Source organism: Actinomadura rugatobispora, from assembly GCF_042656285.1.
GTDB lineage: Bacteria > Actinomycetota > Actinomycetes > Streptosporangiales > Streptosporangiaceae > Spirillospora > Spirillospora rugatobispora.
The window spans coordinates 120,719-143,044 of sequence record NZ_JBHSON010000020.1 but is presented as its reverse complement, the minus strand read 5'-3'; the positions used below and the strand labels follow the sequence as shown (position 1 = coordinate 143,044).

21 protein-coding genes are annotated in these 22,326 nt (G+C 73.0%); 9 read left to right on the top strand and 12 right to left on the bottom strand.

The annotated features are described in order from the left end of the window. Nucleotides 1-98 precede the first annotated feature (98 nt). The 5 genes from ACFPZN_RS16715 to ACFPZN_RS16695 all read left to right on the top strand — a co-directional run bounded on the left by ACFPZN_RS16715 (nucleotide 99) and on the right by ACFPZN_RS16695 (nucleotide 6,593). Entirely contained in the window at nucleotides 99-1,679 is a 1,581-nt protein-coding gene (locus ACFPZN_RS16715; protein WP_378282886.1) for an RtcB family protein, read from the top strand. A gap of 153 nt (nucleotides 1,680-1,832) precedes the next feature. Further along, a complete protein-coding gene (locus tag ACFPZN_RS16710; protein ID WP_378282885.1) occupies nucleotides 1,833-3,017 on the top strand; it encodes an acyl-CoA dehydrogenase family protein in 1,185 nt (394 codons plus the stop codon). Nucleotides 3,018-3,181: 164 nt separating this feature from the next. After that, nucleotides 3,182-4,528: an MFS transporter gene (locus ACFPZN_RS16705; RefSeq protein ID WP_378282884.1), complete on the top strand. Its 1,347-nt coding sequence runs from the start codon at nucleotides 3,182-3,184 to the stop codon at nucleotides 4,526-4,528. Nucleotides 4,529-4,548: 20 nt separating this feature from the next. Continuing rightward, the gene (locus ACFPZN_RS16700; RefSeq protein ID WP_378282883.1) at nucleotides 4,549-5,217 is read left to right on the top strand and encodes a response regulator transcription factor; all 669 of its coding nucleotides are present in this window, start codon (nucleotides 4,549-4,551) and stop codon (nucleotides 5,215-5,217) included. Next, entirely contained in the window at nucleotides 5,214-6,593 is a 1,380-nt protein-coding gene (locus tag ACFPZN_RS16695; RefSeq protein WP_378282882.1) for a sensor histidine kinase, read from the top strand. The genes ACFPZN_RS16700 and ACFPZN_RS16695 overlap by 4 nt, the downstream gene beginning before the upstream one ends. Here ACFPZN_RS16695 and ACFPZN_RS16690 read toward each other — a convergent pair. Further along, the gene (locus ACFPZN_RS16690) at nucleotides 6,584-7,537 is read right to left on the bottom strand and encodes a TAXI family TRAP transporter solute-binding subunit (protein WP_378282881.1); all 954 of its coding nucleotides are present in this window, start codon (nucleotides 7,535-7,537) and stop codon (nucleotides 6,584-6,586) included. The two genes, ACFPZN_RS16695 and ACFPZN_RS16690, sit on opposite strands and share 10 nt — an antisense overlap. A gap of 241 nt (nucleotides 7,538-7,778) precedes the next feature. On the opposite strand from ACFPZN_RS16690, the gene ACFPZN_RS16685 reads away from it, so the two are divergent. Next, nucleotides 7,779-8,225: an SRPBCC family protein gene (locus ACFPZN_RS16685; RefSeq protein ID WP_378282880.1), complete on the top strand. Its 447-nt coding sequence runs from the start codon at nucleotides 7,779-7,781 to the stop codon at nucleotides 8,223-8,225. A 26-nt stretch (nucleotides 8,226-8,251) separates the two neighbouring features. Here the strand turns inward: ACFPZN_RS16685 and ACFPZN_RS16680 are convergent, their stop codons facing one another. Genes ACFPZN_RS16680 through ACFPZN_RS16670 form a run of 3 tightly spaced genes read right to left on the bottom strand, consistent with a single transcriptional unit; the run spans nucleotide 8,252 to nucleotide 10,853 of the window. Continuing rightward, a complete protein-coding gene (locus tag ACFPZN_RS16680) occupies nucleotides 8,252-9,058 on the bottom strand; it encodes an enoyl-CoA hydratase/isomerase family protein (RefSeq protein ID WP_378282879.1) in 807 nt (268 codons plus the stop codon). Nucleotides 9,059-9,106: 48 nt separating this feature from the next. Further along, nucleotides 9,107-10,096, bottom strand: coding sequence for an alpha/beta hydrolase (locus ACFPZN_RS16675; RefSeq protein ID WP_378282878.1), 990 nt, complete (start codon nucleotides 10,094-10,096; stop codon nucleotides 9,107-9,109). A 4-nt stretch (nucleotides 10,097-10,100) separates the two neighbouring features. Then, complete coding sequence (locus ACFPZN_RS16670; protein WP_378282877.1) at nucleotides 10,101-10,853, bottom strand: gamma-glutamyl-gamma-aminobutyrate hydrolase family protein; 753 nt, start codon at nucleotides 10,851-10,853, stop codon at nucleotides 10,101-10,103. Between the two features lie 600 nt (nucleotides 10,854-11,453). On the opposite strand from ACFPZN_RS16670, the gene ACFPZN_RS16665 reads away from it, so the two are divergent. Continuing rightward, nucleotides 11,454-12,623 carry a globin domain-containing protein gene (locus ACFPZN_RS16665; RefSeq protein ID WP_378282876.1) on the top strand — a complete coding sequence of 390 codons (1,170 nt, stop codon included), beginning with the start codon at nucleotides 11,454-11,456 and terminating at the stop codon, nucleotides 12,621-12,623. Here ACFPZN_RS16665 and ACFPZN_RS16660 read toward each other — a convergent pair. The 6 genes from ACFPZN_RS16660 to ACFPZN_RS16635 form a co-directional block, all read right to left on the bottom strand. Further along, complete coding sequence (locus ACFPZN_RS16660) at nucleotides 12,538-13,347, bottom strand: helix-turn-helix domain-containing protein (RefSeq protein WP_378282894.1); 810 nt, start codon at nucleotides 13,345-13,347, stop codon at nucleotides 12,538-12,540. The two genes, ACFPZN_RS16665 and ACFPZN_RS16660, sit on opposite strands and share 86 nt — an antisense overlap. Before the next feature lie 74 nt (nucleotides 13,348-13,421). Then, nucleotides 13,422-13,670, bottom strand: coding sequence for a hypothetical protein (locus ACFPZN_RS16655; protein ID WP_378282875.1), 249 nt, complete (start codon nucleotides 13,668-13,670; stop codon nucleotides 13,422-13,424). An 86-nt stretch (nucleotides 13,671-13,756) separates the two neighbouring features. Continuing rightward, the gene (locus ACFPZN_RS16650) at nucleotides 13,757-14,527 is read right to left on the bottom strand and encodes a fumarylacetoacetate hydrolase family protein (RefSeq protein ID WP_378282874.1); all 771 of its coding nucleotides are present in this window, start codon (nucleotides 14,525-14,527) and stop codon (nucleotides 13,757-13,759) included. A gap of 11 nt (nucleotides 14,528-14,538) precedes the next feature. Next, the gene (locus ACFPZN_RS16645; RefSeq protein ID WP_378282873.1) at nucleotides 14,539-15,759 is read right to left on the bottom strand and encodes a CaiB/BaiF CoA transferase family protein; all 1,221 of its coding nucleotides are present in this window, start codon (nucleotides 15,757-15,759) and stop codon (nucleotides 14,539-14,541) included. 7 nt (nucleotides 15,760-15,766) lie between these two features. Beyond that, entirely contained in the window at nucleotides 15,767-17,041 is a 1,275-nt protein-coding gene (locus ACFPZN_RS16640) for an amidohydrolase family protein (protein WP_378282872.1), read from the bottom strand. Next, nucleotides 17,038-18,243, bottom strand: a complete 1,206-nt coding sequence (locus ACFPZN_RS16635; RefSeq protein WP_378282871.1) for an amidohydrolase family protein — start codon at nucleotides 18,241-18,243, stop codon at nucleotides 17,038-17,040. Before ACFPZN_RS16635 ends, ACFPZN_RS16640 begins: the two co-directional genes overlap by 4 nt. 200 nt (nucleotides 18,244-18,443) lie before the next feature. Here ACFPZN_RS16635 and ACFPZN_RS16630 point away from each other — a divergent pair, with 200 nt between their 5' ends. Continuing rightward, the gene (locus ACFPZN_RS16630) at nucleotides 18,444-19,340 is read left to right on the top strand and encodes a helix-turn-helix transcriptional regulator (protein WP_378282870.1); all 897 of its coding nucleotides are present in this window, start codon (nucleotides 18,444-18,446) and stop codon (nucleotides 19,338-19,340) included. A gap of 29 nt (nucleotides 19,341-19,369) precedes the next feature. Here the strand turns inward: ACFPZN_RS16630 and ACFPZN_RS16625 are convergent, their stop codons facing one another. Both ACFPZN_RS16625 and ACFPZN_RS16620 read right to left on the bottom strand, forming a co-directional pair. Further along, nucleotides 19,370-20,566 carry a thiolase family protein gene (locus ACFPZN_RS16625; protein WP_378282869.1) on the bottom strand — a complete coding sequence of 399 codons (1,197 nt, stop codon included), beginning with the start codon at nucleotides 20,564-20,566 and terminating at the stop codon, nucleotides 19,370-19,372. Then, nucleotides 20,548-21,009 carry a Zn-ribbon domain-containing OB-fold protein gene (locus ACFPZN_RS16620; RefSeq protein WP_378282868.1) on the bottom strand — a complete coding sequence of 154 codons (462 nt, stop codon included), beginning with the start codon at nucleotides 21,007-21,009 and terminating at the stop codon, nucleotides 20,548-20,550. Before ACFPZN_RS16620 ends, ACFPZN_RS16625 begins: the two co-directional genes overlap by 19 nt. A gap of 333 nt (nucleotides 21,010-21,342) precedes the next feature. Here ACFPZN_RS16620 and ACFPZN_RS16615 point away from each other — a divergent pair, with 333 nt between their 5' ends. After that, nucleotides 21,343-22,323, top strand: a complete 981-nt coding sequence (locus ACFPZN_RS16615) for a thiamine pyrophosphate-dependent dehydrogenase E1 component subunit alpha (protein ID WP_378282867.1) — start codon at nucleotides 21,343-21,345, stop codon at nucleotides 22,321-22,323. Nucleotides 22,324-22,326: the final 3 nt, after the last annotated feature.

Here is a 22,326-nt window from a genome sequence, read left to right as displayed (position 1 = left end):
ACCGGAGGCCCACGGCGGGTCCGCCCCGCCCTCTTGCCATGCCATCGGCCCCTGCCTCCAGGCCGTTCGCCAGCAGCAGCGAAGGAACTCCCTCTCTCATGCACGCACGCCAAGACCATCGTCTGGAACGCGTCGACGACCACTGGCTCCGCCTGCCCAACCGCTGGGACATCCCCGTGGAGATCTGCGCGGGCCCGGACGTCCCCCTGGAACCGGCGGCCGTGGACGAGGTCCTCTCCGTCCTGGAGACCGCCGAGACACTCGAACGGCTCGCCGAGGCCACACCCGGCTACGACGGCCCCGCGCCCCGCATAGCCCGGCTCGCGCTGACGCCCGACTTCCACAAGGGCGCGGGCATCCCGATCGGCACGGTCGTGGAGACCGAACACGCGCTGATCCCGCAGGCGGTCGGCAACGACGTCAACTGCGGCATGCGGCTGGAGGTCACCTCCCTGGACGTGGACGCCGTCCGGCCGCGCCTGGACGCCCTCGAACGCAGGTTCCGCCACCTGTACTTCGAGGGCGGCCGCCGGATCGCGCTCACCCCCGTCCAGCGCGAGGCGCTGCTGCGCGACGGGCTGCCAGGGCTGCTGCTGGCGCCCGGCCCGGCCCGCTGGCCCGGGCTGCGCCCCGGCGACGCCGACGACAGCGTGGACCGCGCGCACGCCTGCGCGTTCCCGGCCCGCACCGCCGCCGCGTTCGCCGACTGGATCGGCAGCGCGGGCGGGGCCTCCGGGGAGCCCAGCAACGACGGGATCATCGGCGGGATCGGCGGCGGCAACCACTTCGTGGAGCTGCAGTACGTGGCGCGGGTGCACGACGCCTCGGCGGCGCACGCGTGGGGCCTGGCGCCGGGCACGGTGGTGACGATGGCGCACAGCGGGTCGCTGTCGCCGGGCCACCAGGCCGGCGGCACCGCGCTGGATCTGCTCCGCGCCGGCTGGCCGGCGGGGCTGCCCCGTCCCCGCAACGGGATCATGCCGTTCCTGCCGGACCGGCGCCCGGAGGCGGACGCGGCCCGGCGGCGCTACCTGGACGCGTTCGGCAACGCCGCCAACTTCGCGCTCGGGAACCGCTTCTTCCTGTCGCTGACGATGCGCGCGGGGCTGGCGGCCGAGTGCGGCGAGCCGGACGCCCGCCCGCTGTACGACGCGCCGCACAACCTGTTCTGGCAGCACGGCGGCGGACAGGACGGCGGACAGGGCGGCGGCACGGACGGCGACCTCGCGCACGGCCGCGTCGTCCACCGCAAGGGCGCCACCCCCGCGGGCGGGCACGCCGACACGGTCGGCGGCCCGTTCGCGATGTGGGGCGAACCGGTGATCGTCCCGGGGTCGATGGGGGCGGCGAGCTTCGTGCTGCGCGGGCTGGGCGAGCCCCGGACGCTGGGCAGCGCCTGCCACGGGGCCGGCCGCCGGGTGCCGCGCGGCGCGTCGGCGCGGGCGAACGACGCGGAGCTGGAGGCGTTCCTGCGGGAGTTCCGGGTGGTGACGCCGCTGGACCACCGGGACCCGGTGGTGGCCCGCCGCGCGGACGTGATGGCGGCCTGGCGGCGCGACCTGAAGCAGGAGGCGCCCTGGGCGTACAAGGACATCGGGCCGGTGGTGGCGGGGCTGGCCGGCGGCGGGGTGGCCGTCCCGGTCGCCGAGCTGCGCCCGCTGCTGACGGTGAAGGGATGACGGTGCGCCGACGACGTCCCGGACCACCTGCGTCAGTGCCCACTTACTCGGTGGGTTACGGTAGTGCGCACGGACCGCTGGACGGGCCGCCGAGACAAGGCTGCGAGACAGGCTGCGAGACAGGCTGCGAGACAAGGCTGCGGAGGAACGCGCATGGACTTCGACCTGCCGGAGAGCGCGATCGCGGTGCGCGAGGGCGTGGCGAAGATCGCCGGGAGGTACGGCCAAGACTACTGGGACGAGTGCGACGGCGCCAAGCGCTGGCCCGAGGAGGTCTGGCGGGAGCTGGTGCGGGGCGGCTGGCACAGCCTGGCGATCCCCGAGGAGCACGGCGGCGCGGGCCAGGGCCTGCTGGAGCTGGCGGTGGCGCTGGAGAGCCTGGCGGCGGGCGGGGCGGGCGGCGCCGCCTCGTTCATGTACCTGCTCACCCCGGCGTTCGGCGGCCTGACCATCACCCGGCACGGCACCGAGGAGCAGCGGCGGGAGTTCCTGCCCGCGATCGCCGCCGGCGAGCTGGAGACCTGCTTCGCCATCACCGAGCCGGACGCGGGCAGCAACGCCATCAACATCACCACCCAGGCCCGCCGCGAGCCCGGCGGCGACTACCTGGTCAGCGGCCAGAAGATCTGGATCTCCGGGGTCGAGCGGGCCGACTACATGGTCCTGGTCACCCGGACGATCCCGGCCGCCGAGGCCAAGCCCCGCACCGCCGGGTTCACGGTGCTGCTGGTCGACGTCAAGGAGGCCGTGGCCAAGGGCACGCTCACCTACCAGCCGATCCCCAAGCTGGGCACCAACACGGTGGCCTCCAGCACGGTGTTCCTGGACGAGGTCCGCGTGCCCGCCGGCCGCGTCCTCGGGCAGGTCGACCAGGGGTTCGCCGTCCTGTGGGACATCCTCAACCCCGAGCGCATCCTGGCCGCCGCCGCGGGCGTGGGCTCGGGCGAGCTGGTCCTGGAGATCGCCTGCGCGTACGCGCGGGAGCGGGCGCCGTTCGGCAAGCCGATCGGCGCCAACCAGGGGGTGGCCTTCCCGCTGGCCAAGATCAAGGCGCAGCTGGACCTGGCCCGGCTGATGACCTACAAGGCGGCCTGGCTGTGGGACCGGGGACGGCCGTGCGGCTCGGAGGCCAACGTCGCCAAGCTCACCGCCGCCGACGCCTCCTGGCAGGCCGCCGACCGCGCGTTCCAGACCCACGGCGGCATGGCGTACTCCCTGGAGTACCCGGTGGCGCGGATGTTCCGGGACGCGCGCATCGCCAAGAACATCCCGGTCGCCGAGGAGATGGTGCTGGCCCACATCGCCCAGCACGAGCTGGGCCTGCCCCGATCGTACTGAGCCGGGCCGGACCGGGTCGCACGGGGCCGCCGAGCACGGCGGGAACGGAAGGCCGCCGTTTCCGCCGTGTTAAGCGCAGGTTAGATAACACCCCCTCCCCCTTTACGGAGGCCACCCCGGCGGAGAGGCTCCCACCTGCAACGATTCCCGCAGGAGGTCCCCCCGTGACGACTCAGGCACCCGCGCGCACACCCTGGAGGGCGGTGCTCGGCGGCTCGGTCGGCAACATGGTGGAGTGGTACGACTGGTTCGTCTACGCCAGCTTCGCCACCTACTTCGCCGCCTCGTTCTTCCCCAAGGGCGATCCGACCGCGCAACTGCTCAACACCGCCGGCATCTTCGCCGTCGGGTTCTTCATGCGGCCGATCGGCGGCTGGCTGCTCGGCCGGTACGCCGACCGGCGGGGCCGCAAGGCGGCGCTCACGCTGACGGTGACGCTGATGTCGGGCAGCGCGCTGCTGATCGCGATCGCCCCCACCTACGACTCGGTCGGCTACTTCGGCGCGGCGGTGCTGCTGGTCGCCCGGCTCCTGCAGGGCCTGTCGGTCGGCGGCGAGTACGCCGCCAGCGCCACCTACCTCACCGAGGCCACCCCGCCCGGCCGGCGCGGGTTCGCCTCCAGCTTCCAGTACGTGTCGATGACCGCGGGCCAGCTCATCGGGCTCGGGCTGCAGATCGTCCTGCAGCGCACGATGTCGGAGGAGGCGCTCGGCTCCTACGGCTGGCGGATCCCGTTCATCATCGGGGCGCTCGGCGCCGCCGTGGTGTTCTACCTGCGCCGCAACCTGCTGGAGACCGAGGCCTACGACGAGGAGGCGCACGGCGGCGAGGGCCACTCCGGCGCCGAGCGCGGCACCATCCGCCAGCTGCTGCGGTACAAGAGGGAGGCCGCGCTGGTCATCGCCCTCACCATGGGCGGCACGGTGGCGTACTACACCTACACCACCTACCTGACCAAGTACCTGTCCAACACCGCCGGGCTGGAGAAGTCGACCGCGACGCTGGTGAGCTTCTGCGCGCTGTTCGTCTTCATGTGCGTCCAGCCCGCCGCCGGGGCGCTGTCGGACCGGATCGGCCGCCGCCCGCTGCTGATCACCTTCGGCGTCGGCGCGACGCTGGGCACGGTGCCGCTGATGACCGCGCTGTCGGGGGTGAACGGGTTCGCCGGGGCGCTGGCCCTGTCGCTGCTCGGGCTGTTCATCGTGACCGGCTACACCTCGATCAACGCGGTGGTGAAGGCGGAGATGTTCCCCACCCACGTGCGGGCGCTGGGGGTGGCGCTGCCGTACGCGATCGCCAACGCGATGTTCGGCGGGACCGCCGAGTACGTGGCGCTGTGGTTCAAGAACGCCGAGATCGAGTCGGGCTACTACTGGTACGTCGCCGGCTGCGCCGCGGTGTCGCTGGTGGTGTACCTGTTCATGCGGGAGACCCGGGACGCGGCGCTGTCCCGCCGGGAGCGCGGCGAGGACGCGGGCCGGGCCTCCGATCCGGTGGCGGCGCGCGTGTGAGCCGCGTCTAACCTGGGCGCATGCGCGTTCTCCTGGTCGAAGACGACGACCGGCTGGCCGGGGCGCTCACCACCGCGCTGGCCCGGCACGGTCATGAGATCGTGCGCGCCCACCTGGCCGTCGACGCCCTCCGCCTGGCGGGGGGCGTCGACTTCGTGCTGCTGGACCTGGGCCTGCCGGACATGGACGGGCTGGAGGCGCTGCGCCGGGTGCGGCGGGTGTCGGTGGTGCCGATCATCGTGGTGACCGCCCGTACCGAGGAGCGGGACGTGCTGCGCGGGCTGCGCTCGGGCGCCGACGACTATCTCGTCAAGCCGTTCCGCACGGCGGAGCTGATGGCGCGGATGGAGGCGGTGGCGCGGCGCGGGACCCGGCCGCTGCCGGTGCGCGACCAGGTGGTCGTGGCCGGGGACGTCCGGATCGACCTGGAGACCCGGCGGGTCACGGTGGCCGGGGAGCCGGTGACCCTGACCCGCCGGGAGTTCGACGTGCTGGCGCTGCTGGCGCGGGAACCGGGGGTGGTCCGCAGCCGGGAGGAGATCCTGGACGCGGTGTGGGGCGATCCGCTGCTGTCGGCGTCCCGGTCGCTGGACGTGCACGTCGCGGGGCTGCGCTCGAAGACGGCCCGGCCGGGCCTGGTGGAGACGCTGCGCGGCACCGGCTACCGGCTGGGCACCGGGGCGCCATGAGGCGGCGGCTCGTCACGACGTTCGCCGCCCTGATCGCGCTGGTGATCGCGGGGCTGGCCATACCGCTGGGCCTGGCCTACTCCTCGCACCGCACCGGGCGGCTGCTGCTGGACCGCCGCGCCGACGCGACCCGGTTCGCCGAGCTGGCCGACCAGGCGGTCCGGGAGGGCGACCTGTCCGGGCTGACCGCCGAGATCACCCGCTACGCCGAGCTGTACGGGGCGGCGGTGCGGGTCCGCGGCCGGGACGGGGCGGTGCTGGCCGAGGCGGGCGCGATGCCGGGCGACGACCGGACCGCGACCCGGCTCGCGCTGTCGGGCCGCACGACCGAGGACCTGCCGGCGGTGACCCCGTTCGGACCCGGCACCGTGATGATCGCCGAGCCGGCGGGCCGGGACGCCCAGCTGTCGGGCGCGGTGCTGCTGCGCGTCCCGACCGGCCACGCCCGCCGCGACGTGGGCCTGGTGTGGGGCGCCCTGGCGCTGGGCGCGCTGGCGGCGCTGGCCTGCTCGACGCTGGCGGCCCGGGGGCTGGCGCGCTGGATCCTGCGGCCGGTGACCGAGCTCGACCGCACCACCGGCGCGATCGCCGAGGGTCACATGGAGGCCCGCGCCAGCCCGGACGTGGGCCCCTCGGAGCTGCGGCGGCTCAAGGAGCGGTTCAACGCGATGGCCGACGCGGTCTCGGCCGCCCTGGAACGGCAGCGCGCGTTCGTCGCCGACGCCTCGCACGAACTGCGCACCCCGCTGACCGTGCTGTCGCTGCGCCTGGAGAACCTCCAGCCGCACCTGGAGGCGGCGGGCGCGGCCGAGTACGAGGAGGCCCTGGCCGAGGTGGACCGGCTGGCCGCCCTCGTCGAGGACCTCCTCGCGCTGGCCAGGGTCGAGGCGGGCGCGGTCGTGCGGGACGTGGAGGTCGTCGGCGAGTTGCGGCCGAGGCTGGAGGGCTGGCGGGAGGTCTTCGCGGCCCGGGGCCTGGCGCTGGAGACCAGCCTGCCGGAGACGGCGCACGTGACGGCCGTGCCCGACGCGGCCGCCCGGATCGCCGACATCGCCCTGGACAACGCGCACAAGTTCGTGCCCAAGGGCGGCACGGTGACCGTCCGGCTGGACGGCCGGGTGCTGCGGATCTCCGACGACGGCCCCGGTCTGCCGGAGGCGGAACGGCGGGAGGCGCTGGGCCGGTTCTGGCGTTCGGGCGAGCACGCCAACGTCCCGGGCAGCGGCCTGGGCCTGGCCATCGCCGCCGAACTGGCCGGCAGGTCGGGCGGGACGCTGGAGCTGCTCCCCAACCGGCCGCGCGGGCTGGTCGTCCGCCTCACCCTGCCCGGCGGCCCCAACGGCGACCACGGGCACGGGCGGGACGCTCAGCCGTAGACGGAGCGGTAGTAGGCCGCGGCGCCCGGATGCAGGGGCACCGAGCCGGTGCCGATGGCGTAGCGCTCGTCCAGCCTGCCGCCGGGCGCGTCGGGGACCCGGAGCCGGTCCCGGCTGGAGAACAGGATCCTGGTCACCGCGCGGGCGTGCCGTGCGGCCATCCCCATGCGGCAGACCAGGTGGCTGGCCGTCCCGACCGTGGCGACCGGGCCGCTCAGGCCGTACGAGCGGGCCGGCACCGACGCCTCCTCGTACAGCGGGCCGTGGGCCCGGCGCAGCGGCGTCACCAGGCCGTCGAGGGCGATGAGCCGGATGGGCGTCCCGCGCCGGAACTCCTCCAGCGCGGGCGTGGGCACCCCGCCCGACCAGAAGAACGCCTCGATCCGGCCGCTGCGCAGGGCCTCGATCGACTCGTACAGGCCCAGCCGGAGGACGCGGGTGCGGCGGCCCGGGGCGCGGGCGGCGCCGGCGGCGGCCAGGATCCGCTCGGCGGTCACGGCCGTCCCGGACCCGCCGGCGTTGATCGACACCGTACGGCCCGCCAGGTCCGCCGGGGTCCTGATCCGCGAGTCCGCCCGGACGATGAGGTGCACGTAGTTCATGTAGAGGCGGGCGAGGGCGGCGACGGGCAGGCGCCGCACCCGCACGGCGTCCTCGGCGCTGTCGGCCAGCGCGAAGCCGACGTCGGCGCGGCCCTCGGCGAGCAGGCCGAGATTGGCCACGCTGGCGGCGGTCGGGAGGACCCGCACCGTGAAGCCGTGGCGGCGCAGCTCGGCCGCCAGCCGGGCGCCGAGCGCCTCGTACGGGCCGCCCCGGCCACCGGTGGCCAGCCTGAGCACGGTCCCGCCGCCGTCGCCGGAGGAGCACCCGGCGGCCGCGGGGGACGCCGCGCCGGCCGCCGAGAGCACGGCGGCGCGCAACAGGGTCCTGCGGGACGGGGCCATGCCCGTACGCTACCCACCCCGGTCACCCGCCCGGCCAGAGCGCGGCGGCGCGATGGGCCAGATCACCGGGCAGCACGTGCGATCCTCCCGAGGGCGGGACCGGGCCCCCATCTTTCCGAATCACATTCGGTCGGGTGAACGCCCCCCGGAGGTGTTGCCTGGATCACACCCAAGGCCCAGCATGGGACGCAGCGATCTTCCACCCCGCCCCGCGCTCTCTCGCAGCCGAGGAGAACGTCCCATGACCGAGTCCCACGCCAGCTCCTACGCCAGCGCCGTGCTCAACGCCCCCGCCGACGAGGTGTGGTCCTACCTGCGCGACTTCGCCAACCTCGCGGAATGGATGCCGGGCGTGGAGACCGGCGTCATCGAGGACGGCGGCCCCGCCGACCGGGTCGGCTGCGTGCGCCGCCTGATCGGCCCCGGCGACTCGGTGTTCCGCGAACGCCTCAGCAGCCTGGACGACGACGGCCGCACCTACACCTACGACGTCCTCGAATGCCCGCTGCCGGTGCGGGAGGGCCGCAGCCGGATCCGGGTGGCGCCGGTGACCGACACCGGACAGTCGTTCGTGGAGTGGTCCGGCGAGTTCAGCACCGACCCGGCCGACCGGGAGGCGATGGAGAAGACCTTCGCCACGGGCATCTACGCCACCGGCATCGGCGCCCTCCGCAAGCGCTTCGGCTGACCGCGCCGACGCTCAGGCCGACGCGGTCAGGTGAACCTCGGCGGGCGCTTCTCGCGGACGGCGGCGACGCCCTCGCGCGCGTCCGGGCCGGTGAAGCCCAGGAACTCCAGCGCCAGCGACGCGTCGAAGGACGGGCCCGCCAGCCGCAGCCAGTTGTTGAGCGCGTGCTTGGTGTGGCGGATCGCCTCGGCGGCGCCCCCGGCGAGGCGGCCCGCCACCTCCAGCGCCCGCTCATGGACCCGGTCGTCGTCCACGCACAGGCTCACCAGGCCGATCCGCTCGGCCTCCTCGCCGGTCACGGCGTCGCACAGCAGCAGGTAGTACTTGGCCTTGGCCATCCCGCACAGCAGCGGCCACACGATCGCGGCGTGGTCTCCGGCCGCCACGCCCAGCCGGGTGTGCCCGTCGATGATCTTCGCGGAGCGGCCCGCCACCGAGATGTCGGCCAGCAGCGCCACCGCCAGGCCCGCCCCCACGGCCGGGCCCTGGATCGCGCTCACCACCGGCTTGGAGCAGTTGATCACGTTCATCACGATGTCGCGGGCCTCGCGCATGATCCGGGCCCGGGCCGCGTGGTCGTCCATCATGTCCTCGATCATGGCCAGGTCGCCGCCCGCCGAGAAGGCGGTGCCCTCGCCGCGGACCAGCACCGCGCGCACCTCGTCGTCGGCGTCCACGTCCCGCCAGATCCCGGCCAGCTCGCGGTGGCCGGCGGCGTCCACGGCGTTGAGCCTGCCCGGCGTGCTCAGCGTGATCCGCAGGATCCCGGGCCCCGCCCAGTCGATCTTCAGCCGCTCGTAGGCGCCGTACCTGCCGTCCCGGGCGTCGCCCATGCCGTTCCTCCCGCTCGCTCGGCGTCTCCCGCGTCCGCCGCCCGCCGCTCACACGGCGCTGTCACGCCGGGGCGAGGCGGCGAACGCCGCGCGCAATCGTCGCACAGCGAACTCCATGGCCTCAGCCCCGGCGTCGAACAGATCGGGCAGCAGGAAGAAGGAATGCACCACGCCCTCGTAGCGGCGCAGCTCCACCGGGACCCCGGCCTCCGTCAGGCGGCGCGCGTACGCCTCGCCCTCGTCCCGCAGGACGTCGTACTCGGCGGTGATCACGGTGGCGGGCGCGGCCCCGGCCAGATCGGGCGCGCGCAGCGGCGCCAGGCGGGGATCGGCGGGGTCGGCGCCGCCGCGGTAGAGCTCCAGGTTGCGGGCCATCCCCTCGGCGTCCAGGCCGTAGCCCCGGCCGTACGCGGCGTAGCTCGGGGTGTCCATGGCGGTGTCGGTCACCGGGTAAACCAGCAACTGGTGGGCCAGGCGGACGCCCCGGTCGCGGGCCATGAGCGCGACGGCGGCGGCCAGGTTGCCGCCCGCGCTGTCACCGGCGACGGCCACCGCCCGCGGATCCACGCCGAACCGCCCGGGCTCGGCGATGGCGGCGGAGGTCACCGCCCAGGCGTCCTCGACGGCGGCCGGGAACGGATGCTCGGGCGCCAGCCGGTAGTCGACGTTCAGGACCGCGCAGCCGGCCTCTGCCGCCAGTTCGCGGCAGGCGGCGTCCACGTTCTCGGGCCCGCCGACCACCCATCCCCCGCCGTGCAGGTAGACCAGCGCGGGCAGCGGCGAGCGGCCCTCGGGACGGTAGAGCCGCAGCGGCACGGGGCCGTCCTCGCCGGGCACGGTCACATCCCGCACCTCGGGCAGCTCTCGGCGCTCCAGGGGGAGCACGGCGCCGACCTGGCGGCGCATCTTCTCGATGGACCGCTCCCACCAGTCCCCGTCCGTACCGTCGCGGGCGTCCGCGCTCGCGGCCTCCTCCGGCTCCGTCCAGGCCCGCAGGAACTCCAGGTACCTGCGCGTCTGCGGATGCAACGGCGCCACCGGGTCAGCGTCCGGAGGCCTCGGCCACCAGCGCCTCGAACAGGCGGCGGTCGTCGCCCTCCTCCGGATGCCACTGCACGCCCAGCCCGAACCGGTGGCCCTGGAGCTCCAGGCCCTCCACGACGTGGTCGTCGGCGCGGGCGACCGGGGTCAGCCCCTTGCCCAGGCGGTGCACGGCCTGGTGGTGGTAGGTGGGCACGTCGGAGGAGTCGCCGAGGATCTTGCCCAGGGTGCTGGTCGGGTCGATCTGCACGCGGTGGTGCCCGACCATCCCGAGGCTGGGGGCGTGGCCCTGGTGGCCGACGGCGTCGGGGAGGTGCTGGATGATCGAGCCGCCGCGCGCCACGTTCAGCACCTGCATGCCCCGGCAGATCGCCAGGAACGGCAGGTCGGCGTCGATCGCGGCGCGGATCAGCGCCAGCTCGAAGCGGTCGCGCTGCGGCTGCGGCGGGCCGGTCTCGTGGTGCCGCTCCGCGCCGTAGAGCTCGGGGTCGACGTCGCCGCCGCCGGCGAACACGATCCCGTCCAGCCGGGCCACGAGCGCGTCCAGCCCGCGCAGGCCGGCGGTCGGCGGCAGCATGACCGGGAAGCCGCCCGAGCGCTCGACGGCGCGCGGGTACGGCGCGGGCAGCAGCGCCGCCTCCCGCACCCACACTCCCCAGCGGGCCGGTTCGAGATAGCTCGTGATGCCGATCAGCGGTGGAGCGTGGGCGGCGTCGCCGGAACCGCCCGGAGCACCGCGGGTCGCCTCTCGCATGCCTGGTCCCTCCCGTTGTGCGCCGGCCACGGCTCGTTTCACGGGTGCGGTGGTCGCACCGCCTCGCGGGTCATCATGTCGCATGACCCCGGTTTTCGGACCGGCCCTCCCCCGGCCTCGTACGGGCCAGCCTGCCGCACGTCCTTGACACGCGCAGGCCGATGGGCCTAGGTCGCCGCCGCCGCGGGCGGACCCGCTCCCGCACGCCGGCGGCCGCGCGCCTCGACCGGCGAATCAGAAATCTCCTCCAAGGGTAGAGAACTCTCCCCCATGACAACAGGCCCCGGACATCAGCGGGCAGGTAACGCTCAACACACCCATTCCCCCTTCCTTTCATGGCATTTATCCGCGTTTGATCACCGAGTCGCCGGCATCCCACCGATACCGACGAGTATTCTTCGCCCGCCGCAATACGGCCCCGTCACGGAGAATCCAGATCACTTCACCCAGCGTCACGACGCGGTGATCCTTCCGCCGAACGTGTTGAGGACCAGGCTCTTCCGGTGCGAGAATCTCAGCGAGCCGGGCACCCCGCGCGCGCCGGAATCAGCGGAACCCGCGAGCCGATGACCGAAAAGGGCCGGGAGGCGAGCTTGGCGAATGTCCTGGGAACCGCACATCATCAAAGAAAGCTTTACCTGGCTGGAACCCGTCGCGGATGACGCCGCCGGTTATTTCTACGGCCGTTTGTTCGCCGCCGAACCCCGTCTCCGAACACTGTTCCCGCCCGCCATGGACGTCCAGCGCCGGCGGCTCTTCCACGCCCTGGCCGCCATGGTCTGGAGTGCGGACAGCCCCGGCGCGCTGGCCGAGACGCTGGGCCGGCTCGGCCGCGGCCACCGCAGGTACGGGGTGCTGCCCGAGCACTACCCCGCCGTCGGCACGGCCCTGATCGCCACGCTGCGCAAGTTCGGCGGGACGGTCTGGACGCCCGAGGCCGAGGCAGCCTGGACCGCCGCCTACCGTTCCGCCGCCGAGATCATGATCGCGGCGGCGGAACGGGACGCCGAGCGGTCCCCCGCCTGGTGGGTCGCCGAGGTCACCGGGCACGACCGCCGCTCCGGCGACCTGGCCGTGCTCGCCCTGCGCCCGGCCCGCCCGCTGCCGTTCGAGCCCGGGCAGTACGTCCCCGTGCAGGTGTCGCGGTGGCCGCGGATCTGGCGGCCCTACTCGCTCGCCGGGGCGCCCCGCCCCGACGGGACGCTGCGCCTGCACGTGCGCGCGGTGCCCGGAGGATGGGTCAGCGGGGCGCTGGTCCGGCACACCCGTCCCGGCGACTCGGTGCTGCTGGGGCCCGCGCTCGGCGGCATGACCCTCGACCCCGGCTCGCGCCGCGACCTCCTCCTCGTCGCCGGCGGCACCGGGCTGGCCCCGCTCAAGGCGATGGCCGAGCGGGTCGCCGTCTCCTCCCGCGACCGCGGCGTCCACCTGGTGGCCGCCGCCCGCACCGAAGGCGACCTCTACGACCTGCCCGACCTGCTGGCACTGGCCTCCGCCTACCCCCGCCTCCAGATCACCCCGATGATCTCCGACGGGCCGCCGGTCCTCGACGAGGTCCCCGGCCTGGACGAGCGGGAGGTCTACGTCGCCGGCCCGGTCGAGATGGTCAGGAGCACGGTCGACGCCCTCCACCGGCTGGACGTGCCGCCCGCCCGCATCCACCACGACCCGCTGGAGGCCGAGTTCACCAGCCCGCGCGCTCCCGCAGGAACACCGACGTCGCCTCGTCCGCCGGATAGAACGACTCGATCGCCAGTTCCGCCACGGTGATGTCGATGGGCGTGCCGAAGGTGGCGACCGTGCTGAAGAACGACAGCTCGCTGTCACCGGACCGGATCCGCAGCGGCACCACGACCCCGTCCCCGGCCGTCACCGGGACGGGGCCGGCCGCCGGCTCCTCCGCCCCCGGGTAGTCCCGCAACTCCCGGTACAGCTGCGCCAGCGACGGGTCGGCCGTGAGCGCCACATGGCGGCGCACCCGCTCGATCATGTGCGCCCGCCACTCCCCCAGGTTGACGATGTTGCGGGCCATCCCGGCGGGATGCATGCTCAGCCGCAGCACGTTCAGCGGCGGCTCCAGCAACTCGGGCGGCGCGCCCTCCATGAAGAACGCGGACGCCGCGTTGGCGTCGATCAGGTTCCAGAACCGGTCGACGACCACCGCCGGGTACGGCTCGTGCCCCCGCAGGACCTGCCGCAGCGCCGCGCGGACCGAGTCCATCCGCGGCTCGGCCATCGAGGTCTCGGCGTACACGGGCGCGTACCCGGCCGCCACCAGCAGCAGATTGCGGTCGCGCAGCGGCACGTCCAGGTGCTCGGCCAGCCGCAGCACCATCTCGCGGCTGGGCGCCGACCGCCCGGTCTCCACGAAGCTCAGGTGCCGGGTGGAGACATCGGCGTCCGAGGCCAGCTCCAGCTGGCTGAGCCGGCGCCGCTGCCGCCAGGCCCGCAACTGCTCGCCCACCGGCCGCACATCACTGAGTGAGGTCGTCATCGTCGTCACGAACCCGACGCTATCCGCCCCTGGTCATGCCGACGATTACCTCCCCGGTAATCGCCAGGTCCTGGTCAGGCGCGTGTTCTGGGCCGAAGGGAGCCAACCGGGGAGCCAACCCAGGCCGACTTGCCGCCTGGCGTCTCGCGCAGGATCAGCGTCGTCAGCAGCAGCTTGCGGTCGGTAAACGTTCTTGCGGCCGAAGATGTCGCCGAGGCGACGCCGGCGGTGGTCCAGCCGACCGCCGCGGCGTCGGCGTCGAAGACCCTCATGAAGGTGGGGATGGCCGCGATCGCCATCGTGGTCTCGAAGAGCTCGATCACGAGCAGGATGCTCAAGAGGCGCGGTCGGGCAGGTGAGCGGTCGTCGTGGTCGGCGCGGTGGTCCGCGACGGTGAAGGGGCGCTTCCTCAGGGCTCCGCGACGATGTGGTTGTGGAGCACTCCGATCTCCTCGACCTCGCAGGCGACGTGGTCGCCGACGGCGACGTCGGCCGCGGGCGGCGGGGTGCCCAGGGCGACCGTGTCGCCCGGGAACAGGCTGATCCGGTGGCTGATGTGGCTGAGCATCTCGCTCGGGGAAAAGCAGAAGTACCTGGTGTTCCCCGACTGGACCCGCACGCCGTTGACCGTGGCGGTGATGGCGAGCCCCTCCATGACCCGCTCTTCGGTCAGGTCGCGGCGGATCCACGGCCCCCATGACGCGAATCCATCGATCGACTTGCCCACCGCCCAGAACCCGAGTGCCCCGTACTCGGGGGCGGTCAGGTCGTTGAACACGGTCCACCCGAAGATCGCCTGCCGTGCCTCGGCCGGTGACGCCTTGCTCAACGGCCGGCCCACGACGACGGCGAGTTCGGACTCGATCTGCATCGGGCCGGTCAGGATCGACGGGCACACGATCTCCGCCCCGTCACCGCCGGCCGAGTTCACGGCCTTGGGCAGCCACAGCGGCTGCCGTTCCGGAGGCCGGGTCGTGCCCGGCTCCAGGAACCCGCCCATCACGTTCACGAGCCGCACACCGGCCAGTGGCGGGCCCAGCGCCAGGTCCTTCCTGGGCAGTGACCGCCCGTTCCGGCGGGGTTCGCCGAAGACGTCGCCCTCCAGTACGAGGAACCGGTCTCCGGCCACCTCGCCGAAGCGGCAGCCGTCACCGAGGACGGCGCGTGCGAGAAGCTTCATCGGCCTCCGTTCTAGCTGATCGCCTTGCCGTCCTTGAGCGCGCCGATCTCCTCCCACGAGAGACCCAGCTCGAGGAGCACCGATTCGGTGTGCTCGCAGTGTTCGGGGGCGCGTGCGGGAGAGCCGGGGTGCCCGTCGAACTGCACGGGCGCCGCCACCATGGGCACCGAGTGGCCGTTACCGAGGTCGACGTCGGCGAGGTAGCCGTTGGCCCGCACCTGCGGGTCGTCCGCAAGCTCGTCCGGACGCACCGACGGAACCCACTCGCCCTCGAAGCCGGCGAGCACCCGGCACCATTCGTCGAGGTCGCGTTCGGCGAAGACGCCTTCGAGCCACCCGACGCACGCCCGGGCGTTCTCCTTCCGGGCCTCCATGGTGGCGAAACGCGGGTCGGCCGCCATCTCCGGCCGGCCGATCGCCTCGCACAGATCCGGCCAGCGGCGCTCGGGGGCGAGCATCTGCAGCGCGATGATCCGGCCGTCGGCCGTGCGGTACGCCTGCATCAGCGGGTTGGGGACCTCGTAGCGGTCCGGCGGCGTCCGCACGGCCCCCGGCCCGCTGACGCAGGCGTTGATCACGTCCATCTGGACCTGCCACAGGCCCGCGGCGAGCAGGGAGGTGTCGACGGTGGACGGCTCGCCGGTGGTCGCGCGCCGGTACAGCGCGGTCCCGATGGCCCCGGCGATGGTCAGCCCGCCGACCACGTCGCCGAACGCGGGCCTGGGCGAGGCCGGCCACTCGTCGCCGGGCCTGGTGAACAGCTGCTGCATTCCGCTGCGGGCCCAGTACGCGCCCGAGTCGTACCCGCCCCGGCCGGCCTCGGGCCCGCGGGGGCCGAACGCCGTGCCGCTCACGTAGATGATCGACGGATTGTCGGCGCGCACGTCCTCGACGTCGATGCGCAGGTTCCGGCGCCCGCCGGGGCGCAGATTCGTCACGAACACGTCCGCCGAGGCGAGCAGCTTGGACAGCAGGCGCCTGCCGTCCGGGTTCTTCAGGTCGATCCCGACCGAGCGCTTCCCGCGGTTGGTGGTCTGGAACTGGACGTCGGCGCCGTGGTGGAGCTTGCGCATGCCGGCCGTGACGAGCCCCCGGTACGGATCACCCGTCTCCGGGTGCTCGACCTTGACGACCTCCGCGCCCCACTCGGTGAGCACGGCCCCGGACATGGGGACGAACACGTGGGAGGCGACCTCCACGATCCGCACGCCGTCCAGCGGTCGTGCCGTCATAGCGCCGTCACCGTCCCGCGCTGCCGACGAAGTCGCCGACCGTCGTCCTCTTCTGCTCCGCGGTGCCGCGGGCGACGATCGAGACGTCGTGGCCCTCGGCCTCCTTCCGCAGCGCACCGACCGTGCACCGCTCGCGGGGGCGGACCGAGAACGGGTCGTAGGAGAACAGCCGCATCGCGTTCAGATGGGTGACCTTGTCGATCTGCTCGTCGGTGAGGCCGTCCAGCATGGCGTGGGCCACTTCGGGGGACTTCGGCCACGTGCTGTCGGAGTGCGGGTAGTCGCACTCCCACGTGACCATGTCCTCGTTCAGGGCGTCGAGGTTGCGGGCGCCGAAGGAGTCCACGATGAAGCACGTGATGATGTGGTCGCGGAACACCTCGCTGGGCAGGCGCCCGCCGAGGTCGGGACGCGTCCAGGCCTTGTGGTGCTCGTAGGTGTAGTCCGCCCGCTCCAGGAAGTAGGGGATCCACCCGATGCCGCCCTCGGCGAGCGCGACCTTGACTCCCCTGAACTTCTGGAAGATCGGGGACCACACCAGGTCGGCGGCGGTGGAGTAGATGTTGATGCCGGAACAGGTGATGCGGACGTTCATCGGCGCGTCCGGCGAGGTCTGCACGTCGACCGACGCGGAGCCGATGTGCATGGTCACGACCGTCCCGGTCTCCTGGCACGCCGCCCAGAACGGGTCCCAGTGGTCGCTGTGCAGCGACGGCAGGCCCAGGGCGTGCGGGTTCATGGAGAAGCTGACGCAGTGCGAGCCCTTGGCGGCGGTGCGGCGGATCTCGTCCGCCATCAGGTGGGGGTCCCAGATCGGCGGGATCGTGCACGGGATGAACCGGCCCGGCTCGGCGCCGCACCAGGCCTCGATGTGCCAGTCGTTGTACGCGCGCACCACGGCGAGCGCGAGGTCGGGATCCTGCTTGGCGCGGCTCGCGAAGAACTGCCCGCAGAACCGGGCCATCGAGGGGAAGTTGAGCGAGCCCAGCACCCCGTTGGCGTTCATGTCCTTGACGCGCTCGTGGACGTCGTAGCAGCCTCGCCGGACCTCCTTGAGGCTCATCGGTTCGAGGCCGTACTCCTCGGGCGGGCGGCCGGCGACCGCGTTCAGCGCCGAGCTGCGCGCCTCGCCCTCAACGAAGACCCACTTGTCGCTGACGTCGTCGGACACCAGCCGCGGGGCCCGGTCGGCGTACCTGGCCGGGATGAAGCCGTCGAACATGTCGGGCGGCTCGATCACGTGGTCGTCCACGCTCACCAGGATCATGTCGTCCTTGTTCATCGGACCTCCTCCTTCGGCGAGTCCAGGTCGCGCCGCCACGACTCCGGCGGCTCCTCGATCCGGTACAGGTGTGCGGCGTTCTCCCAGAGGATCTTCCGGCGCGTCCCGGCCTCGACGTGGCCGAGGCCGGAGTCGATCGTTTCCTGGATGTTGTCGTAGAGGCATGTGACGTGCGGGAAGTCGGTCTCGAACAGGATGTTGTCCAGCGGCATCAGGTCGAGGTAGCGCGTCGGCGCCACCGACTCGAACCAGTACGTCACGTAGACGCTCTGCCGGAACAGCTCCGAGGGCAGCACGTCCCCCGGCTGCCGCTCACGACCCGGCCGGAACGCGCCCAGCCAGCTGTAGTCGGTGGCCTCCAGCATGAACGGGAGCCATCCGATCCCGCTCTCGACCGAGACGAACTTCAGCTCCGGGTAGCGCGTCAGCACGCCCGAGGTGATCAGGTCGGAGCACTGCACGCCGTTCTTCATGAACAGGCTCACCGCCGTGTAGGCCTGCGCGCCCTCGATGCCGTGCTCGGCGTAGCGTTCCGGGGTCGACAGCTCCAGCGTGTCGCCCGCGCTGCCGATGTGGAAGTGGATCGGCAGCCCGGTCGCCCGCGCGGCCTCCCACAGCGGGTTCCAGTGCGGCGCCCCCAGCACCGGAAGCCCGTAGCGCTGGGGCTCGCCGGTGAACAGGATGCCGCGGGCGCCGAGGGGCGCGCAGCGCTCGATCTCCCGCACGGTCGCGTCGATGTCCCAGAACGGCGTGGCGATCACCGGCAGGAGCCGGCGCGCGTCCGCCGACGACCACTCCACGAGGAAGTCGTTGTACGCCGAGACGCACAGCAGCTTCAGCTCCTCGCCGTTCAGCTTCAGGAAGTTCTCGCTGCCGAAGCCGCCGACGTTCGGGTAGAGCACCTGGGCCCAGATGCCCGCCTCGTCCATGTACCGCAACCGCGCGTCCGCCTGGTACGCCCCCGGATGGCAGTCCTCGTAGGTCTGCGGGTAGTCCGGCGGGAACGTCGGCCAACCGGCCACGGCGGTCGCGCCGACCGGCGCGAGCCGCTCCCCGTGGAGCACCCAGGTGTCGGCCGTGCCCTGGCGCACCACCTGCGGAACCTCGTCGCGGTACCGCGCGGGCACCCGGGCCGTCCACACGTCCGGCGGCTCGGTGATGTGAGCGTCCGCATCAATGATCAGATCGACCGTGGCCGGCACATCGACCTCCTGCTCATCGCTTCCACGGCGTGCCTTCGCCGTCGTTCTCCCAGGATCCGGCGGTGCCGCGGCGGGTGTCTCGGCTTGCTCGGCCAAATCCTTGCCCTGCACGGCCAACCCGGTCCCCCGCCCGGCGCGGCTGGCCGGACGCGCGAAACCGGGCGGTCGCTTCCGGACAGGAGCTGGGGTACGGTCCGTTCATGGCCACCCCTGCACAGTGGGACGCTCCTTTGTCTCTTCCGGCCAACCCGACGATCCAGGCCGGCGCCTACTCCCTCGAAGTGGGTGCGGAGGCGGTGACCGGCTGGCACTCCCACGACCTCCACCAGCTCCAGTACGCCTTCGAGGGCATCGCCGAGGTGGAGACGGCGACGGCGCGCTACCTCCTGCCACCGCAGCAGGCCGTGTGGATCCCCGCCGGCGTGGAGCACAGCACCACCCTCACCCACGTCAAGGCGGTCTCGGTGTTCTTCGCCCCCGAGATGGGGCTCGCGGCGGGCGACCGGGTCAGGATCCTCGCCGCCGCACCGGTGATCCGGGAGATGATCCTCTACGCCAAGCGGTGGCCGATCGGCCGCGAGACGACCGACCCGATGGCCGGCGCCTTCTTCGAGGCGCTGGCCTACCTCGTCGTCGAATGGCTGGACCACGAGACCCCGTTGTGCCTGCCGACCACCCGGGACCCGCTGATCGCCGCGGCCATGGACTACACCAACGAGAACCTGGCCGAGGTGACCCTGCAGCGGGTCTGCGCCGCGGTCGGGACCTCCGAGCGAACGCTGCGGCGGGCCTTCCCCGCCGCGACCGGCATGTCCTGGCGCCAGTACCTTCTCGAAAGCCGGCTGCTCAAGTCGATGGCGCTGCTCGCCGAGGACGACGAGAACGTCCTCACGATCGCAGTGGCCGTGGGGTTCCAGAGCGTGAGCGCCTTCACCCGCGCCTTCGGGCGCTACGCGGGCGAGACGCCCACCGCGTACCGCCGGCGGATCCGCACCGGGCACGCCGCCACCGCGACGGCGGAGTCCTGGACGGCCGAGCTGGCCGCGCGTTCGGTCCGGCGGTGGTCCCACCAGTGCGACATCCCCAGGGCGGTGTGACGGCGACGGCCGGCGGACGCGGAACCGTGTCAGTCGGCCCGGAGAATGACGACGGCGGGCTCATGGAAAAAGCTGCCGCCCGGGCACACCAGCGCCGTCCTGGCCCCCGGGACCTGGCGATCGCCTTCGGTCCCGCGCAACTGGCGTACCGCTTCGGCGTAGAAGTTGAAGCCGCCGGCGCGCCCCTGGGAGAGACCGCCTCCGTTGGTACTGACCAGCGTGCGCCCGCGCAGGCGGAGGATGTTCCGCTCCGCGTCCCAGGACGACTCGAACAGCTCGCTCGCCTCGCCGGGCCCGCAGAAGCCGGCCGCCTCGGTGAGCGCGACGGCGTTGAGGGTGAAACCGTCGTACGGGAAGAACAGATCGAGATCGTCCACCGTGAGTGAGCTGCGACGCCAGGCGCCGTCCATCGCCACCCACGCCGCGTTCTCCGTCCAGCCCAGGCTGTTCTCGTAGAACTCGCCGACACGGGTGCCGCCGAGCGACATCGCCTCGACGTACACCGGCCTGGCCCGCAGATCCCGCGCCCGCTCGGCGGTCGTGATGATCAGCGCCTCGGCGCAGTCGGCCGGATAGTCCATGTCGAGCAGTCGCAGCGGTTCCCAGACCATCCGGGACGCGTGGTAGTCGTCCATGGTGATGGGGGTGCGCTGCAGCGCGTTCGGGTTCGTCGAGGCGTGGGTGCGGTTGTTCACCGCGAGCCGTCCGAAGACGTCCTTGGACGCGCCGAAGTCGTGCATGTAGCGCGCCGCCCAGGCGGCGTACACCTCGGCGCTGTGCAACCAGCGGCGGGCGAAGTCGCCCCTTCCGACCGGGCCGCGCTTCAGTTCGGCCGCCCGCCGCCGGAACGGGTCCTGGGCGGCGGACCGCGACATCCCCGGCCCGCGCGTGTAGACCTGAACCACCAGCGCCACGTCGCAGAGCCCGGAGAACACGGCCTCGGCGGCGTGGACGAAACAGGAGCCGAGCCAGCCGTTCATGACCCACGTCGCCCTCTCGACCCCCAGCGCGCCCTGCAGCGCGAGGAAACCGGCGCCGCCCGCCATGGGGTCCATGGCGCTGCCGCAGATGCCGTCGATCTCCTGGAGGCCGATGCCCGCGTCCCGGACGGCGTTGATCGCCGCTTCGAGGCCGAGGGACAACTCCGTGCGCGCGAGATCGCGCCCGTAGGGCGTCGACCCGACGCCGACCACGGCGATGCCGTCCCTCAGCGGGTTGCGGGCCATCCCTGCTCCCGTTCTCGGTCGCGTTCAGCGGGCTCGAACGCCGGGCGGGCGAGCCCGTCGCGCTCGATCCAGGTGAGCCGGACCGGCATGTCGAGCCCGATGTCGTCGAGCGGGCAGTTCACGAGCGGCGCCAGGTAGCGCAGGCCCCGCTGCTCGCTGAGCTCGACGGCCGCCGCCACCGGCGTCCCCGGGTCCGCGCGAGGATCGCGCGCCTGATGGATCAGCGTGAGCATGAAGACGGAACCGTCACCGCTCACCTCGGTCGGCACCACGTCCCAGGACCAGCACCGCGGGCACAGCGGCCGGTGCGGGTACACCCAGCGGCCGCACTCCGAGCAGCGGTTGATCAGCAGCCTCCGTGCCAGCAGCCCGCGGTAGTGCTCGATGTTGTCCCGGTCGATGGGCACCGTGGGGAACGCGGCGAAGACGTCCGCGTCGGTCACCTCATCCACGGTCGCGCCTCGCCGCGCGAGGCATGCCCGCGAACGGGCGGTGCCGTACCGAGTCGTTCGCTCGCACGCCTGTTCGCACCGTCCTTCTTTCCCGCCCGTCCGCGGTCGCTGTGCTCTCCAGGATCGAGCGTCTGCCCGCGCCCGTCTTCTCGCGCCCGGCCAAATCATTGCCCGCGGCGGCCACGCGACCGCGGCGGCCGAAAGGGGCAAGCAGTTGGCCGAGCGCGCAAAGACAACCGAGGTCCGGCCGTGTTGATGATGATCCGAGACCGCGTCGGGGTGAACCAGGAGGACGGGAATGCCTCACAGGGCAGCTGATGATCGATGGTGACCGCCGGCTCCGGACCGCAGCGCCGGTTGTACGAGCTGATGACGCTCATGAAGGCGGCCGACGATCGCCTGAGCAAGGGGATCGCCTCGGGCGAGCTCGTCTGCGTCTACTGGCCTCCACGGGGGCAGGAGGCCATCGCCGCCGCGATGGGCGTGTGCCTCCGCCCGAACGACCAGCTGGTCACGACCTACCGGGGGCTGCACGACCTCATCGGCAAGGGCGTGCCGCTGGTGGAGATCTACGGCGAGATGCTGGGCCGCCAGGTGGGATCGAGCCGGGGCAAGGGCGGGACGATGCACATCGCCCGCCCGGAATCCGGTGTCATGCTGTCGACGGGAATCGTGGGGGCCGGACCGCCCGTCGCGGTGGGGCTGGCGATGGCCGCGCGGCGCAAGGGCCTGGACCGGGTCGTCGTCGCGAGCTTCGGTGACGGGGCCACCAACACCGGCTCCTTCCACGAGGCCGCGAACATGGCGGCGCTGTGGGACCTGCCGATCGTGCTGCTCTGCCAGAACAACCGCTACGCCGAGTCGACGCCGACCGAGCACACGATGAGGATCGAGCGGCTGGCCGACCGGGCGGGCGGCTACGGGATGCCGGGCGTCCGCGTCGACGGCAACGACCCCCTCGCCGTCACCGCCGCGCTGGGCGAAGCCGTGGAGCATGCGCGCACCGGCGGCCCGACCTTCCTCGACTGCGTCACCTTCCGGTTCCGGGGCCACTACTTCGGCGACCCCATGGCCTACATGCCGGACGGGCGGCTGGCCGCCGCGATGGACGCCGACCCCGTGCCCCTGTTCGGGGAGCGCCTGATCAAGGCCGGAATCTGCGGCCGGCGCGACCTCGACGAGATCGACGGTGCCGCGGTCAGGACGGTCGAGGAGGCGCTGGCCACCGTGCTGGCGGCGCCGGCCACGCCGGCCGGCGAACTCGACCGGGACGTCTACGCCGACGCCCGGAACTGCCCCGAATAGAGG

Bases quoted from the DNA above. Each gene is read 5' to 3' on its own strand.
- ACFPZN_RS16715 (WP_378282886.1), top strand. From the start codon at position 99: ATGCACGCACGCCAAGACCATCGTCTGGAACGCGTCGACGACCACTGG.
- ACFPZN_RS16710 (WP_378282885.1), top strand. From the start codon at position 1,833: ATGGACTTCGACCTGCCGGAGAGCGCGATCGCGGTGCGCGAGGGCGTG.
- ACFPZN_RS16700 (WP_378282883.1), top strand. From the start codon at position 4,549: ATGCGCGTTCTCCTGGTCGAAGACGACGACCGGCTGGCCGGGGCGCTC.
- ACFPZN_RS16695 (WP_378282882.1), top strand. From the start codon at position 5,214: ATGAGGCGGCGGCTCGTCACGACGTTCGCCGCCCTGATCGCGCTGGTG.
- ACFPZN_RS16690 (WP_378282881.1), bottom strand. From the start codon at position 7,537: ATGGCCCCGTCCCGCAGGACCCTGTTGCGCGCCGCCGTGCTCTCGGCG.
- ACFPZN_RS16685 (WP_378282880.1), top strand. From the start codon at position 7,779: ATGACCGAGTCCCACGCCAGCTCCTACGCCAGCGCCGTGCTCAACGCC.
- ACFPZN_RS16680 (WP_378282879.1), bottom strand. From the start codon at position 9,058: ATGGGCGACGCCCGGGACGGCAGGTACGGCGCCTACGAGCGGCTGAAG.
- ACFPZN_RS16670 (WP_378282877.1), bottom strand. From the start codon at position 10,853: ATGCGAGAGGCGACCCGCGGTGCTCCGGGCGGTTCCGGCGACGCCGCC.
- ACFPZN_RS16665 (WP_378282876.1), top strand. From the start codon at position 11,454: ATGTCCTGGGAACCGCACATCATCAAAGAAAGCTTTACCTGGCTGGAA.
- ACFPZN_RS16660 (WP_378282894.1), bottom strand. From the start codon at position 13,347: ATGACGACCTCACTCAGTGATGTGCGGCCGGTGGGCGAGCAGTTGCGG.
- ACFPZN_RS16650 (WP_378282874.1), bottom strand. From the start codon at position 14,527: ATGAAGCTTCTCGCACGCGCCGTCCTCGGTGACGGCTGCCGCTTCGGC.
- ACFPZN_RS16645 (WP_378282873.1), bottom strand. From the start codon at position 15,759: ATGACGGCACGACCGCTGGACGGCGTGCGGATCGTGGAGGTCGCCTCC.
- ACFPZN_RS16640 (WP_378282872.1), bottom strand. From the start codon at position 17,041: ATGAACAAGGACGACATGATCCTGGTGAGCGTGGACGACCACGTGATC.
- ACFPZN_RS16630 (WP_378282870.1), top strand. From the start codon at position 18,444: ATGGCCACCCCTGCACAGTGGGACGCTCCTTTGTCTCTTCCGGCCAAC.
- ACFPZN_RS16625 (WP_378282869.1), bottom strand. From the start codon at position 20,566: ATGGCCCGCAACCCGCTGAGGGACGGCATCGCCGTGGTCGGCGTCGGG.
- ACFPZN_RS16615 (WP_378282867.1), top strand. From the start codon at position 21,343: ATGGTGACCGCCGGCTCCGGACCGCAGCGCCGGTTGTACGAGCTGATG.